Source organism: Paraburkholderia ginsengiterrae, from assembly GCF_001645125.1.
GTDB lineage: Bacteria > Pseudomonadota > Gammaproteobacteria > Burkholderiales > Burkholderiaceae > Paraburkholderia > Paraburkholderia ginsengiterrae.
The window spans coordinates 234178-248843 of sequence record NZ_LXKA01000221.1 but is presented as its reverse complement, the minus strand read 5'-3'; the positions used below and the strand labels follow the sequence as shown (position 1 = coordinate 248843).

General features: G+C 60.9%; 13 protein-coding genes. 8 read left to right on the top strand and 5 right to left on the bottom strand.

Going from position 1 to position 14666, the window contains the following annotated elements; genetic code table 11:
- Positions 1-128: 128 nt before the first annotated feature.
- Complete coding sequence (locus A6V37_RS17640; RefSeq protein WP_064270514.1) at positions 129-1262, top strand: porin; 1134 nt, start codon at positions 129-131, stop codon at positions 1260-1262.
- A 136-nt stretch (positions 1263-1398) separates the two neighbouring features.
- Here A6V37_RS17640 and A6V37_RS17635 read toward each other — a convergent pair whose 3' ends face one another.
- Entirely contained in the window at positions 1399-2187 is a 789-nt protein-coding gene (locus A6V37_RS17635; protein WP_064270513.1) for an alpha/beta hydrolase, read from the bottom strand.
- Between the two features lie 144 nt (positions 2188-2331).
- On the bottom strand, positions 2332-3336 hold the full coding sequence (locus tag A6V37_RS17630; RefSeq protein WP_064270512.1) for a LysR family transcriptional regulator: 1005 nt from the start codon (positions 3334-3336) through the stop codon (positions 2332-2334).
- Positions 3337-3735: 399 nt separating this feature from the next.
- Here A6V37_RS17630 and A6V37_RS17625 point away from each other — a divergent pair, with 399 nt between their 5' ends.
- From A6V37_RS17625 to A6V37_RS17605, 5 genes are all read left to right on the top strand, one after another.
- Positions 3736-4182, top strand: coding sequence for an SRPBCC family protein (locus A6V37_RS17625; protein ID WP_064270511.1), 447 nt, complete (start codon positions 3736-3738; stop codon positions 4180-4182).
- 147 nt (positions 4183-4329) lie between these two features.
- Entirely contained in the window at positions 4330-4830 is a 501-nt protein-coding gene (locus A6V37_RS17620; RefSeq protein WP_064270510.1) for a (2Fe-2S)-binding protein, read from the top strand.
- The gene (locus tag A6V37_RS17615) at positions 4823-7195 is read left to right on the top strand and encodes a xanthine dehydrogenase family protein molybdopterin-binding subunit (RefSeq protein WP_064270509.1); all 2373 of its coding nucleotides are present in this window, start codon (positions 4823-4825) and stop codon (positions 7193-7195) included. Before A6V37_RS17620 ends, A6V37_RS17615 begins: the two co-directional genes overlap by 8 nt.
- Complete coding sequence (locus A6V37_RS17610; RefSeq protein WP_064270508.1) at positions 7192-8049, top strand: FAD binding domain-containing protein; 858 nt, start codon at positions 7192-7194, stop codon at positions 8047-8049. The genes A6V37_RS17615 and A6V37_RS17610 overlap by 4 nt, the downstream gene beginning before the upstream one ends.
- Before the next feature lie 155 nt (positions 8050-8204).
- A complete protein-coding gene (locus A6V37_RS17605) occupies positions 8205-8675 on the top strand; it encodes a DUF302 domain-containing protein (protein WP_165614473.1) in 471 nt (156 codons plus the stop codon).
- 36 nt (positions 8676-8711) lie between these two features.
- Here the strand turns inward: A6V37_RS17605 and A6V37_RS17600 are convergent, their stop codons facing one another.
- Positions 8712-9431: a hypothetical protein gene (locus tag A6V37_RS17600; protein ID WP_064270507.1), complete on the bottom strand. Its 720-nt coding sequence runs from the start codon at positions 9429-9431 to the stop codon at positions 8712-8714.
- 12 nt (positions 9432-9443) lie between these two features.
- Positions 9444-10721 (bottom strand): MFS transporter, encoded by a 1278-nt coding sequence (locus A6V37_RS17595; protein ID WP_082902836.1) that lies wholly within the window; start codon positions 10719-10721, stop codon positions 9444-9446.
- A 495-nt stretch (positions 10722-11216) separates the two neighbouring features.
- Between A6V37_RS17595 and A6V37_RS17590 the strand changes: the two genes are divergently transcribed.
- Positions 11217-11981, top strand: coding sequence for an SDR family NAD(P)-dependent oxidoreductase (locus tag A6V37_RS17590; RefSeq protein WP_082902835.1), 765 nt, complete (start codon positions 11217-11219; stop codon positions 11979-11981).
- A gap of 118 nt (positions 11982-12099) precedes the next feature.
- On the opposite strand, the gene A6V37_RS17585 is transcribed toward A6V37_RS17590, so the two are convergent.
- Positions 12100-12372, bottom strand: a complete 273-nt coding sequence (locus A6V37_RS17585) for a hypothetical protein (RefSeq protein ID WP_064270505.1) — start codon at positions 12370-12372, stop codon at positions 12100-12102.
- A gap of 600 nt (positions 12373-12972) precedes the next feature.
- On the opposite strand from A6V37_RS17585, the gene A6V37_RS17580 reads away from it, so the two are divergent.
- A complete protein-coding gene (locus tag A6V37_RS17580; protein WP_064270504.1) occupies positions 12973-14424 on the top strand; it encodes an alkaline phosphatase family protein in 1452 nt (483 codons plus the stop codon).
- The last annotated feature ends 242 nt before the right edge of the window (positions 14425-14666 follow it).

Below are 14666 nucleotides of genomic sequence, written 5' to 3'. Positions count from 1 at the left end.
CACGAACACATATCGACACTTACGTTGACAATGGCAACGTGGTCGAAAAGCTATCGCAGTTTCGTTTCAGCATCGCCTCATAAACCCGAGGATCACCCGGCAATCGCAATTTCCTGAGAGGATCGGCAATGAAGTTGAAACACGGTAGTTCCATCGCATTCCTAATATATGCGGCAGCTTCGCACGCACAATCATCAGTCACTTTGTATGGCGTGGTGGACACGGGACTCATGTACCAGAGCGCGAACGCCGCCAATTTTCAGTCGAAGATCAATCTCGGTCACGCTTACATGATGAAGGACGGGGGCCTCTATACGAGCCTCTGGGGCATGATAGGCCACGAAGATATCGGCGGCGGCTATCAGGTCAATTTCCGGCTGGAGGGCGGTTTCTCGAGCAACAACGGCACTTTCAGGCCCTCCGACACACCGGGCGTCAGCGCTATTTTCAACCGGCAATCGACGGTCGGTGTTGCGAGCCCATATGGCAGCGTGGACTTCGGCCGGCAACTGACCCCGTTGATCTACGCGATGAAGGATACCGACGTTCGCGGAGCGCAGTACTTCGGCAGCAGTCTGATCGCCGTTCTCGGCCTCAATCAGGCAGCCGGGTGGCCTGGCACCAGTTCGAACGGCGCGATCGGCGCCATCTATGACAGCAATGCCATCGTCTATCGCTCTCCGAAATTCTATGGTGCATCGCTCGCGCTCGAGTATGCACCAGGCGGCGTACCTGGACAGTTCCAGGGCGGCACGCGAGAGTCCGCCGTCCTGCAATATTCGGATTACGGACTCAACCTTGCAGCGGTTTATTACAATGGACACGACACCAATCCGTTCGGGCCTACCGGCCAGGCCGCACCGTCAACTGGTCTGAACAATAATCAGTTGTACTACTTTGGTGCGTTGTACAAGATCATGAATCTTTCGATATCCGCGGCTTACGGCCGCGGAAAGAACCCGGCCAACAGCAACAAGGCGAACCTGGAATTGGCGTCTGGCGGATTGGGATACAAACTCAGCCCCGCATTCGAGATTACGTCGGGGTTCTATTACCTGCATGATAGGAACAACGGGTCCAACCATTCGGCGGAGTTTGCCGCGGGCGCCAACTACGCGCTGTCCAAGGCCACCGTCACCTATGCGGAAGTGGGCTATGTCGACAACCACGGCACGATGAGCCAGATAATCGGCTACGGCTCGCCTGTTCCCAAGGGCCGGTCTTCTACTGCCGCGATGATCGGCATCCGTCATTCTTTCTGATTGCAACTCAGGTGACGCCTTATCCGGCCGCCAGCCCGCGCTCCCGCACGGTTTGGCGACGCGGCGGGGCGGCTATGGCCGGAGAAGCGCCCGCAAACGATCAGGTAGTCACCCGCCGGGTTTGCATCGCAAGGCGTCAGAGGTGCCGCTGCAGAAATCCGCTCGCCGCAAGAAGCGCAGGCGCGTGCACGGCAATCCCCTCGCGCGTCGTGTTGGCGTAGCGCGCGAATTCCGTAGGGACGCCGGCGGCGATGAGAGACGCGGCGTATTGTTCGGCTTCGAAATGCAGCGGGTCATGCTCTACGCTGGCAATGAATGCCGCCGGCAAGCGTGCGAGGCGGCGCGACTCGAGCGGAGCGGCATAAGGATGAACGCGCTGCGCGAGCGTTGGCAGGTACGCCCGGTAGCTGACCGCCAGATCGTCTACGCCAGGCGCTGCATGCGTCGTATATTGGCCGACGCGGGTCATGCTGGGGTCAAGCAGCGGCGCGAGCAGAACCTGGGCACGGATGCCCGCATTACCGCGGTCGCGAGCGACGGCGGCGAGGCAGGTCGCGATATTGCCGCCGGCGTCGTGGCCGGCCACGGCCATATGTTGCTTGTCCGCATTCACTCCACTGGCTTCAGCGTGCGCCCACAGCAGGGCGCGATGCGCGTCCTCCACCGCATTGGGAAAGGGGAACCCAGGCGCGAGCGAGTAGCCGACGGAGAGCACCCATGCGCGCACGTTTAGCGCGAGCGCCTCACATACGGAATGGGTCTCCTCAAGCGAGCCGCCCGTGAAAAGGCCACCGTGAAAATAGAGGATGATCGGGAGCCGGCCTTTCTGCGCCGGCGGCCTGAAGCTGCGCACGGCAACAGGCTGGCTGTAGCCGTTGATCTGCACTTCTTCGACCAGCAAACCTGATTGGGAAACGGTAGACATGCCAGGCAACGCGCAGCGTTCTCACTGATGGGAACAATGCCCGTATTGTGATCCTCAGCGCTGCGCCGATAAATCGCGAGCTCGCGCCAACTCTGTTCTTACAACGAGAACAAAGTGTCGCCTTTCTCCGTGGTAGCAACCGGCTTAGCCAATCGAGCCCTCTTCGTCGTCTGCAAGATCGACGGCATCGGCGTCCTGGGTATCAATGCTCGTAGGGCGACACCGCGCGTCGGCTTCGGGGGTGCTGGTCAGGAGCGCACAGTTGCGAAAGAGTTCGGCGATCCAGTCGACGAACGCGCGCACGGTCGCGGAGAGATGCCGATTGTGCGGATATACCGCGGAAATGGGTAGCGGCGGCGGCTTCCACTGCGAAAGAATCTCGACCAGTGCGCCGGATTCGAGGTACGGCAGCGCCATGAAGCGGGCGCCCTGAACGATGCCGAGGCCATTCAGCGCGCTTCCCAGATAGGCCTCAGCGTCGTTCACGGCGATGGAGCCGCGCATCTTCACCTCGACCGTTTTGCCGTCGACATCGAACGTCAGCGGCATGATCCTGCCCGAGCGCCCCCAGTAGTAGTTCACGGCCTGGTGATGGGCGAGCTCGTCCAGCGTTCGCGGTGTGCCTGCCTTGTGGAGATACGCCGGGCTGGCGACGGTGACGCCCTGATAGATCCCGACACGCCGCGCCACGAGCGACGAATCCTGCAAGGTGCCGATGCGCACCACGCAGTCGACGCCCTCCTGCACGAGATCCAGAGGCTTGTCGCCGAGGCCGAGCACCAGGTCGATCTCAGGATAGCGCTCGTGAAAGTCCGCCAGCGCCGGCATGACGATGAGGCGCCCGAGCGCGCCGGGCATGTCCACCCTCAACCTGCCGCGCGGCGATTGCTTCTTGCCGAGGAACGAGTTCTCGATGTCGTCGATATCCGCGAGGACGCGCACGCATCGCTCGTAATAGGCGGCGCCGTCCGCCGTCAGGTTGAGGCTGCGCGTGGTGCGTTGCAACAAGCGTGTTTTAAGGTGTGCTTCGAGGTTCTGTACGATCACGGTCACGCGTCCGCGTGGCAAGTCGAGCGTCTCGGACGCGCGCGTGAAACTCTTCGTCTCCACGACGCGGGCAAATACTCTCATGGCCTGCGCGATATCCATTCGCTATACCTCGTTAGCATGACGGATTGAACGTGAACACTGCCGACCACCTGCCGCAGGCGCAAGTCTAAACCGGGGCGGCAGATGCCGCCACAGTGACAGTCCAGCAGCCTGCGCATGAATTGGCAGTGCTCGCACAGCAAGCCATGCAATCTGCGGCGTTTGCCTCGACGATTCCCGACCTGGGCGCATTGCAAACCTCGGGGCTCGTCCGCTAGATAGCCGCGAATAGCAACCGCTATCGCAGTTACCGAAGCACGCGCCCGTCACCCCAAGCCCTCCTGCCTGCCAGCCTGGGGTAAATACCAGCGGGATTATCACGATCCGGACTTGACCGTCCAGACACAGCCCCCTTAGCATGTTAACGATGATGACATTATAGGTCTGGCGGAGGGCGGTTTGGAATTTAAAGGATCACAACGCATCATTGCGTCTCGCGCCGCCGTGTGGCAGCGTCTTAACGACCCAGTGACGCTGCAGCAGTGCCTGCCAGGATGCGAGCACTATCAGCAGGCAGAGGACGGCAGTTACGACGTAGTCATCGTGGCGGCCGTCGGGCCGATCAAAGCCCGTTTCAAAGGCAATGCCCGTTTCCTGGACCTTCTCGAGAACATCGGCTACCGGATAGAAGGCGGCGGCAGCGGAGGAATAGCCGGGTTCGGCAAGCTCGTTGCCGACGTTCACCTGGAAGACATGGATGGCGGCACCACCTTGCAATATGCCGCGACGGTGCAGCTCGGCTCACGCCTCATTGGCTCAGTGGCCAACAAGTTCCTCGCCGACTTTTTCGCGCAGTTCGAGCGGCAGGTAAGCGAGCCAACGGATTTGCTTCGCCCTGATATATGATGGTTATCATATAAAAAGGTGGCAAGTGGATGCCGGTACCTGACCGATCCACTTGGCGCGGCGCTCAACATCGTACGAATGGGCACCTTGGTGAAAGGCTTAGGCCTGCCAGGCGAGACATGCAGACAACGGGACAGGATGACACTCATGCAGATACACAACACCGTCAATGGCGCGCCGCGCACGATTGACACAGAACCGAGGCGGCTTCTCGTCCACGTCTTGCGAGATTCATTGCGATTGACCGGCGTGCATATCGGCTGCGACACGTCACAGTGCGGCGCGTGTACGGTTCTAATCGACCAGAAAACCGCTCGCTCGTGCACTGTGCTGGCGGTGCAGACCGAAGGCTGCAGCGTGCACACGATTGAAGGCATGGAGCAGGATTCGATTGTCAGCGCGCTGAAGCAGGCTTTCAACGAGTGCCATGGGCTTCAGTGCGGCTTCTGTACGCCGGGCATGCTGATGGCTGCGCGCGCGCTGCTGGTCAATACGCCGGACCCTTCGGAACAAGCGGTGCGGCACGCGCTGCATGGCAATCTGTGCCGCTGCACCGGGTACCAGAACATCGTGGATGCCGTCCTGCTGGCCGCGCAACGGTTGAACGAGCGCACGGGCCAACCGGTCGCGGAGGCGAGCCATGAATGACAGACAGCAAAACGTCGGCACGCAATACATCGGCAAGCCGGTCAAACGGCGTGAAGACCAGCGCCTGATGAGCGGACAGGGTCGTTTTACGGACGACTACCAATTCCCCGGAATGGTATTCGCCGCCTTCGTCAGGTCGCCTTTCGCGCATGCGCGGATCCGCCAGATCGATACGGCCGCCGCGCGCGCGTTGCCGGGTGTGGTGGGCGTGCTGACCCACGCCGACATCGCCGGGAAAATTGGTGATATTCGCCCGAACTGGGTTGTCGGCGATTCCATCGTTCCGCCTCACCCACCGCTGCCAGCGGAGCGCGTACGGTACGCAGGCGAAGCGGTAGCGCTGGTGGTGGCCGAGACGCGCGAACTGGCGGCCGACGCCGCCGAACTCGTGCAGGTCGACTATGAAGAATTGTCCGTGGTGGTGGACGCGGAAACCGCGCTGAAGGACGGCGCGCCGCAACTTCACGACAACGTCCCCGGCAATCTTATCGGCGTCTACAAGGTCAAGGGCGGCGACTACGAAGAAGCCGTAAAAGCGGCCGACCGTGTCGTGTCCATTCGCCTCGTCAACCAACGTTTGATTCCCAACCCGCTTGAACCTCGCGCACTCTGCGCCAGCTACGACGCAATCGACGAACGGCTTACCTTCATTCTGCCAAGCCAGGTACCGCACATGTCCCGCCGATGGATCGCGGAGACGCTGGGCTGGCCCGAGCATCGCCTACGCATTGTGGCGCCGGATATCGGCGGTGGTTTCGGCTGCAAGATGCACTTCTACGTTGAAGAGGTGCTGGTCGCCTTCGCCTCCCGGAACTTCGGCCGCCCCGTCAGCTGGACCGAAACGCGCAGCGAAAACCACGTGGCCACGACGCACGGGCGCGATCACGTGGAATACGTGGACGCCGCTGTCACGAATGCGGGCAAGGTACTCGGTATCAAAGTCCGCTCGTACGCCAACCTGGGCGCCTATCTGTCCAACATGGGAACCGGCATCCCGACCATCAACACGGCGACCTATGTGACGGGCAACTACGTCATCGGCAATGTCGACGTGCAGGTCGATCTCGTGACAACCAACACCACGCCTGTCGATGCCTATCGCGGCGCAGGGCGGCCGGAGGCTGCTTATATCATCGAGCGCACCATGGATGCGGTAGCCAACGCCCTGGATATGGATCCCGTCGCGCTGCGCCGCCTGAACCTGGTACAGGTTCACCAGTTTCCGTATCAGCCGCATAACAATGCTCGCAGCAAATGGGACAACGGCGACTATGAAGCCTGTCTGGCGAGAGCGACGGAGATGATCGACTACGAAGGCTGGCGCGAACGGCAGGCGGCCCTGCGTCAGGAAGGCCGGTATATCGGCATTGGCGTGATCTGCTACATGGAAGTGGTCGGCATGGGCAACTCCCAGCTCCTGCGCCATGTGGGATTCAACCGCGGTGGCTGGGAAAGCGCGCACGTGCGCATGCATTCCGACGGCAAGGTCACCCTGTTCAGCGGATCGATGCCGCAGGGCCATGGTCACGCCACGAGTTACGCCCAGATCGTGGGTGAAGTGCTTCAATTGCCGATGGACGACATCGACGTTGTACAAGGCGATACGGACCGCGTCCTCGCCGGGCACGGCACCTTCAACTCACGCTCCATGCCGGTAGGAGGCTCGGCCGCCTATGTCTCGGCGGGCAAGATTCTCGCAAAAGCAAAGAAAATCGCGGGGCTCATGCTTGGGGTCCCGGAAGAAGCTGTCAGTTACGCTCGCGGCGTATTTTCCACGGAAGCCGGCGGCACGGCGTCCTTCGCCGAAGTGGCCAGAATGGCCTACGTGGCGAGCAAACTCCCGCGCGACGTTGAGGCCGGCCTGGATGAGCGCGTGTTCTACGAACCCACCGGAATGGGCGCGCCAAACGGATGCCATGCGGTTGTCGTAGAGGTCGACGCCGATACCGGCGTAGTTAGCATTCTTGATTATGTTGCAGTCGACGACGTCGGCGTACTGATCAATCCCTTGCTGTGCCACGGCCAGATGCACGGCGGCATCGCGCAAGGCATTGGACAGGCACTCTATGAAGAAGCCCGATATGACGAGAGCGGGCAGCTTCTTTCCGGGTCACTGCTCGATTACGGATTCCCTCGCATCGAGCAAATTCCCCGTATGCGTACGGACTTTCATATCACCCCCTCGCCCACCAATCCGCTCGGCGCAAAGGGCATTGGTGAGGCGGGCTGCGTTGGCGCGCCGCCCGCGGTCGTGTCCGCTGTCTGTGATGCGCTGAAACCGTTTGGCATTACCCATCTCGACATGCCGCTCACGCCGCCAAAAATCTGGCGCGCAATTCAGACTGCAACCCGGAGCCACGCATGATCCCCTACCCTGTTGACTACGTCAGAGCCACCAGTGTGGCGCATGCACTCGCCATGCTCGCCAGCGAGCGCGATGCCAAATTGCTCTCCGGCGGCCATTCGCTGCTCCCGCTCATGAAGCTGCGCCTTGCCAGTACGCCCCTGCTTATCGACATTGGCAGACTGCCCGAACTGCACGGCATCGAGATCCATTCCGATCACATTGCAATCGGTGCTGCGACGTCCCATGCCAAGCTTGGCGATCATTCACAACTGGCCGAACTTTCTCCGTTGTTCCGGATGGCGGCAAGCGTCATTGCGGACCCGACCGTGCGCAATCGCGGCACCATCGGCGGCTCGCTCGTTTATGCCGATCCGTCGGCAGACTGGCCGGCGGTCATGCTTGCGCTGGATGCGCGAATGGAAATCACCAGCGCCGACGGTACACGACAGGTACCCGCCGACGAGTTTTTTGTCGGTTTCATGACTTCGGCGGTACAGCAGGACGAGTTGCTCACGCGCATCCTCATCCCGTTGCCCGGTCCTGATCGGGTGGCTTACCGGAAATTCCGCCATCCCTCCTCGGGTTATGCCGTCGCCGCGGCCGCGGTCGCCTTGCGCTACGGCGGAAGCATTTGTACGGGCGGCATGATTGGCGTAACTGGGGTGGCTGAAACAGCATTCCGCGCGCGTGCGGCTGAGATCGAGCTAGGCCACGGATTCACGGGTTCGGCAGAAGAGATCGCCCGCCTCGTCGAACTGGCTTTTGGCGGCACGACACCGCTCGAAGATGGATTTGCCGATGGTGCATACCGCATCCAACTGGCGAAAGTGATGCTCAGCCGGGCGCTCGCTGACGCGGTCCGCCAATCGTAAAAGGGAACGTAATGAGATTAGTACGGGTTGCCCCCATCGCCGCCATGATTGGACTTGGCGTGCTTTCTACGGACGCGAGCAGCGAGTCGCCCTCAACCGCAACGCGCTCGGATTCACTGGTTCGAACCTCGGGCCAGCAGATTGAAGTCACCCACGTGAGCCTCGAAAGCAAGGTCGATTTCGATTCGTTCACGCGACACCTGGAAGCCTTGCTGGGCCGTTTCGACCCAACTTCGTTAAAGACCCTCGTGCAAACCGATCCGACCGCAGCAGACGCTCGTCTTGCGAAGATGGAAGGTGATCAAGGGTTGATGATCTTCTCGACGACAAATCACGGAGTCCTGCTCAGTTTGGCGGGCGCTCCCAGGCACGCCATCCGCTATATCATCGGCAACCCGCGCGTGGCGTTGCAGATGACCCGGCACGATATCCGCGCGGGCCTTTACGCCCCGCTATCCGTGCTGGTCTATGAAATTGCGCCCGGCGTCGTGAGGGTGGAGTACGACCAGCCCTCCACGCTGTTCGGCCAGTTCGGCAATGCGGATGTCACGGCGATAGGGCGTGAACTGGACGTCAAGCTTGCCAGCGTTATCGATCACGCCGCGGCGCTGGCCGCCCAACCGTAAGCAGTCGGGCGAAGGCCATACAGGCAAGACGCCTCGTCACGAAAACGTCAGCTGACCGAAGTCGATCGACACCAGGACGGGCTCCGGCACCTTCTGCCCGTTCTGATCGTACGCATACACGCGGCGTTTCGTGGGCATCATGATGCCCTGCACTTCGCGATAGCCGCTAACGTAATTGGCACCGGGGGCGCCGCCAAGAACGTCGACCGTATAGTCGTGGCGCCGCATCAAGCCATCGGGGCCGAAATGCGTGATCTGCGTGCGCGTATGGCTCGCCACGTAGTCGGGAAACGTCACCTTCAGGCGCCGCCAGACCTCACCGTCCTCCTGCCACGGTTCGATCTCTTCGGTCTCGAATCCCGGGTAGATGTAGAGGAAAGGCGACGTGAGATAAGTCCACATCGCCTTGCCGGTGAAGTAACTGACGTGGAACTTGTCCCAAGGCGTTTCCTCAGTATGGCCGGCGTAGGACGCTTCGGGATTGTCGCGGCTATCAATGACCGTGCCATCCGGCTTCTCGACCCAGACGCGGTTCGGCAGGAACAGGCCGCGTTGATCGGGGGCCGGAAACGGCGCGATGCTCATGTGCTCTTCGTGTGTGCCAATCTCGAAGGTTGCGTGCTTCAGCATGTCCGGCACTTGCTTCATGTGCCAGAGACCACCGTCGATGGACGCTTCGGCGGTCAATGTACGGAACGAGTTCCAGCGATCGAGACCGCCATGGGCGGCGACAGCAAGAGCAAGCAGATCATTCATGAATAACTCCAATCAGGAAAGTGAGCGGGAACGTGCCCAGGCGAGACGCGACAACGCCATCGCACCCAGCAGGCATGCGGCTCCGACTGCACCGATCCACGTGATCGACAGCAACGTGATCGTGAGCGAGCCAATTGCGGCACCGAGCGAGAAGCCCAGGTACATGAAAGACGCATTCAGCGAGAGAATCACCGGCGTGTTCTGCGCACCGGCGACGTCGATCAGCCGGTTCTGCTGCGGCGGATAGAAAGCCCATGCACTGAGGCCCCAGCACGCCACCAGCGGCACGATGACGGGCAGCGCGTGTGGCGCGAACAACCACGCGGACACGCTGAGCGCTGCAAACGTCGTCGCCATGACCGGCAGGCTGAATGATTGAACGCGGCGCGCGCCGACGCGATCGTTGGCGATTCCACCGAGGGCTACGCCACCCAGCGCGGCGACGCCGAACAGCGTCAGGACGAGACCTGCCCGGTCCGCACCCAGCCCGGTCGCAGACGCAAGAAAAGGCGAGACGTACGTATAGACCGCATAGGCACCGGTTGCCCACAGCGTCGTTGTGCCTAGCGCTTCGAAAGCGCCCGGCATGGTCGCGACCGCAAGGCGTGTCTGTATGCTGGCCGGCGGACTACCCGCAATATTGCGCGGCAGGATGGCGCCCAGTACCGTCAGCGCAATCGCCGACAGCACGGCAACGGCGACGAACGTGTAGCGCCACCCAACATGCACGCCGACGACGGCCCCCAGCGGAACACCGATGGCAACCGCGACCGTGATGCCTCCGTTGACGATGGCCAGTGCCCGCCCCCGCCACGCGGCCGGCACGATGGCGCCTGCTACCGCATTGGCGTTGGGGACGTAGAGTCCGGCGGTTAGCGCGAGCAGCACTCGCGCCGCCGCCAGCGCCCAGAAGCTGTGCGCCAGCGCAGCGACCAGATTCGCCACCATGAAGGCAGCCAGCGCAAGCATCAGCAGATGACGGCGACTGAGCGAGGCAGTCAGCGCTGTGAGGAACGGAGAGCTCACCGCATACACAAGCGCGAAGATCGTGACGAGCTGACCCGCGACCTGCACGGATATCGACAACGAATGGGCGATGCTGGGCAGGATTGCGGCGATCATGAAGCCTTCCGTACCCACTGCAAAGGTACCCAGCGCCAGCGCATACAACGCACTGCGCTGCGCCGCCGCCGACACCGCGGCGCCCTCATCCTTCACAGACGAGGCCTTGCCGTCGCGCTCTAATGGCGCGGGATCAGTGCCGACACACTCCGTTATTGCGTTGTCCATCTGATTACCTCATCACGACGATGCATTCATGCTTGACAAGATATCTGAACGGATCACGCGGAAAAATGCTCGGTAAAGAATTCATCGTTCTCTCCATCCGAACAATTTCGCTTGAGGATGAGCGTGTCTGAGCGAGCGTCCTCGATTACGCTGCCGTGGCGGGAATATTAGGGTCGTGGTCGCAGGGATCGTGGCGATGAGGCATCAGCAAGGTTTGCGCCTAAGCGCTATGCTGTGGCTTCGCCCGACGCAAGGCGGCGATGCCATGTATTTTTAGTTCGGACTAGAAATTTTCTTTTTGCCTTAACCTCCTGATCGCTTCCACTAGGGAGAAAAACCGCTGCAACAAACACGCTGCAAGGTTTCACCAAGACTGATACCATATTCATTTACTAGTGTATATGCACTTTAAAACACCTCGCCGGATCGTCGAAGTTCGTTGACCGGCGTACTGCAACCGCAAGTTAAATGTCTGACAAATAAGGAGCGTCCATCGTGAACAAGCTGTTTGATCTCACAGGGAAAGTCGCTGTTGTAACGGCGTCCACCAAGGGCATGGGGCTGGCGATCGCGCGGGCCCTCGGCTCGTCTGGCGCGAAGCTCGTCATTACCGGGCGCAGCCAGGAAACAGCAGACGCCGCCGCTGCGCAGTTGCGCAAAGAAGAAGGATTCGAAGTCGCGGCATTCGCTTGCGACATTACGGATCCTGACAGCGTGCAGCGCTTTGCGACCGATGCGCTCACCGCATTCGGCCGTGTCGATGCACTCGTGCTCAATGCGGCGGGAGATCCGCCCGCCGGCTCGGTGCTCGGCCAGACGCCGGAGCAGTTCGACACAACCATGGCCCACGGGGTCCGCGGCAGCCTGGCGCTGGCCCTCGCGCTGGCTCCGCAAATGATCGAACGCAAGAGCGGCTCGATCGTCTTTATGTCGAGCCGCGCTGCAAAGCGTGGCACGGGCCTGCTCGGGTTGTACGGCATGGCGAAGGCGGCGATCGATCAGCTCGTGCGCAACCTCGCAGTCGAACTCGGACCGTCGAACATCAACGTTAATTCGATCAACCCGGGCGCGGTGCGCACCGACTTCTCCCGCATGCTTTGGGAGGATCCGGAGCGCGAAAAATTGACCGTCTCGACGATTCCTATGCGGCGCATCGCCGAGCCCGCGGATGTGGCCGGCCTGGCGGTCTTGCTCGTCTCTGACGCGGGACACTACATCAACGGCCAGAACATCAGCGTGGATGGTGGTTCGACGGCTTGATACCGCCTGATGGCATGGCGTGCGCCCCCTTGCGGGGGCGCACGGAGAACATTATTTCGGGCGGTAGAAATGTCCGGCCGCAATGCCGAATGAGAACGTCTTACTCAAGATGCAAAAGCTATTGAGCCGCGGTCAGTTTCAGCCCCGGTCTCAACGCCGGTGCCGGCTCGTGTAAGCCTTTCCGCTCATCGGATACCTGCTCGATACCTTTCTTTGTTACCTCTTCCAGAAAGGTTAGCCGGGCCCGGTAGTAATCCACCCGTAATTGCGCATCCAGCACATGCTGTTCGGCCTGAAACAGTTCCATGCGCAGTTCGTTCAAGGCACGTTCCGCCTGTTTCTCGGGAGTCGGCGCGTGATGTGAAGCCCAGTTGACAAGCCATCGCAGCATGGTGAAGCCCTCCTGTCGTCGGATGCACTTCCACAACAGAGGCTATCAAAGTCTGGCGCGGCTGTCTGTTAAAAAAAGTTCGAGCGCCGCGTGTTGCATAAACCGCACACCGACTGCTGCGCGTGATTCAGGTGTGCTACCGCATGGTGGCGCAAGTGCCGGAATGAGGCGTTCTTCGTAGACAGCCGTATCCTTGACTTTCGAATTGCGGGGTTCTAGCTTGAATAGCGAATCTCGTGAGCAGATCAATTCGACAGGACCGATCTTCCAACGCCGGCCGTGCTGGCTTGCGGGGGAAAATTAGCGTTGTCCATGTAACTTTAGTGACAGTCACGCTAATCGTTTTCAAATGGCTCGTTTATGCCTGAGGCATGCCATTGAAGTGTCACAGGGGGAGTCATTTGCTCTCGTCCTCCGGATCGCGAGTCGAGGCGCGTATCCGGATCGACTAGCGCGCATACAGTCGGCGCTCGACGTGAAGCGCTTCCACTACGCGCACATCAGCGGAAACTATCGGAGTCGAACCGTGCGCTTTGCATGTGTTGCGGCGGGTGACCTGCCGGATCCGTTCTGACCAACCGCAAATAGGGAAAGCTCAACATGAATGCGGCCGCCTTCTCGTCGACTCAGCACATTGTCGTGCTGATGCTCGAAAACCGTTCGTTCGATCAGATGCTGGGGTTTCTCTACGCGGCTCAGGGAAACAAATCACCGACGGGGCAGCCATTCGAAGGCCTCACAGGCGAGGAAAGCAATCGCGATAGCCAGGGTAACGCGGTCGCGGTGTTCAAGATCGCCCCCACGGACCAGAACGCGTATTTCATGCCCGGCGCCGATCCTGGCGAGGGGTATGCGGCAACCAACGTGCAACTGTACGGAACCGCCACCGTCGCGCAAGGACAGCAGCCGAACAATGGCGGCTTCGTGCAGGACTTCGCGCAAACGCTCTCGTGGGAAGCGAACAAGCATTGGTCGATCCTGCCGGGCACGGTCGCGACCGGCATCATGGGGATGTTCACGCCGGCCATGCTCCCCGTCCTGTCCGGGCTGGCCAGCGGCTATGCTGTCTGTGACCACTGGTACGCTTCGGTGCCGACGGAAACGATGCCGAATCGCGCGTTCACCTGCGCGGGGACCAGTCAGGGGCATATGGACGATGTGGCCAAGACGTTCACCTGCCCCAGCATTTTTGGCCGGCTATCGGATGCCAACCGGAGCTGGGTCATCTACGGCTATGACACGCCGCCGATGACGCGCCACAATTTTCCCGACGTGACCAATGCGGACGAATCGCACTTCGGGCTGTTCACCGATTTCCAGGCGGCGGCCAAAGCCGGTTCGTTGCCGGCCTTCAGTTTTCTGGAGCCGAGCTGGAGTCCCAAGGGCAATAGCCAGCATCCCAACTACGATGTGGCGCTGGGCGAGCAGTTGATTCACGACGTCTACCAGGCCGTCTTCACTGGGCCGAACTGGAATCAGACACTGCTGATCATCACCTACGACGAGCACGGCGGCAATTACGACCATGTGCCGCCGCCTGCGACCGCCGTTGCACCCGACGGCCTCGCGGGCGAATTCGGATTCGACTTCAAGCGCTTCGGCGTGCGCGTGCCGACGGTGCTCGTATCACCCTGGATCGAGGCGGGCACCGTCTTCAGGGTGCCCGAAACGGGAACTCCGCTCGACCACACCAGCATCCTGAAGACAGTCGAGCTGCTTTGGAACCTGCCGCCGCTCACCGCGAGAGATGCAGCCGCGCCGGATGTCAGCGCGGTCTTCACGCTCTCGCAGCCGCGCACGGACAATCCGCTTGCCGGAGTGAAGGTGCCGACATCAGGCACCGTGTTTCCTGACGCGGATGTGCCTTCGCATCTGCAAATGATTCAGGCCGAACTGGTGTCGCGATTGCCGGTTCCCGACAGTCAGGGGTATGTGCACAACCAGATGCCCGCGCTCAGAACGAGCGATGACTACGACAACTACATCCGCACGCGAACAGCTGCATGGCAGGCATTACGTGCACGTGCAAAGGCTTCGGCGACGAAACCGTAAGCCGCGCAGCGGCGCATTTACGCCACTGCCGGAACGGATCTGCGCATGTTAAAAAATCCAGTGTGATGAATCGTTCCGATATTGGAAGAGCGTCCGCGAGGGCGCTGCCCGACGAGGCGTCTGGCCGGCGCTCGACGTATTGCTTGCCGCCAGGCTCACGCTGCCTATGCAGCGGGCGGAGGCTTGGTGCATCCGCAAAGAACCGGTGTGGTTCATCGATCCGATATTCCGGGAGTGTGACA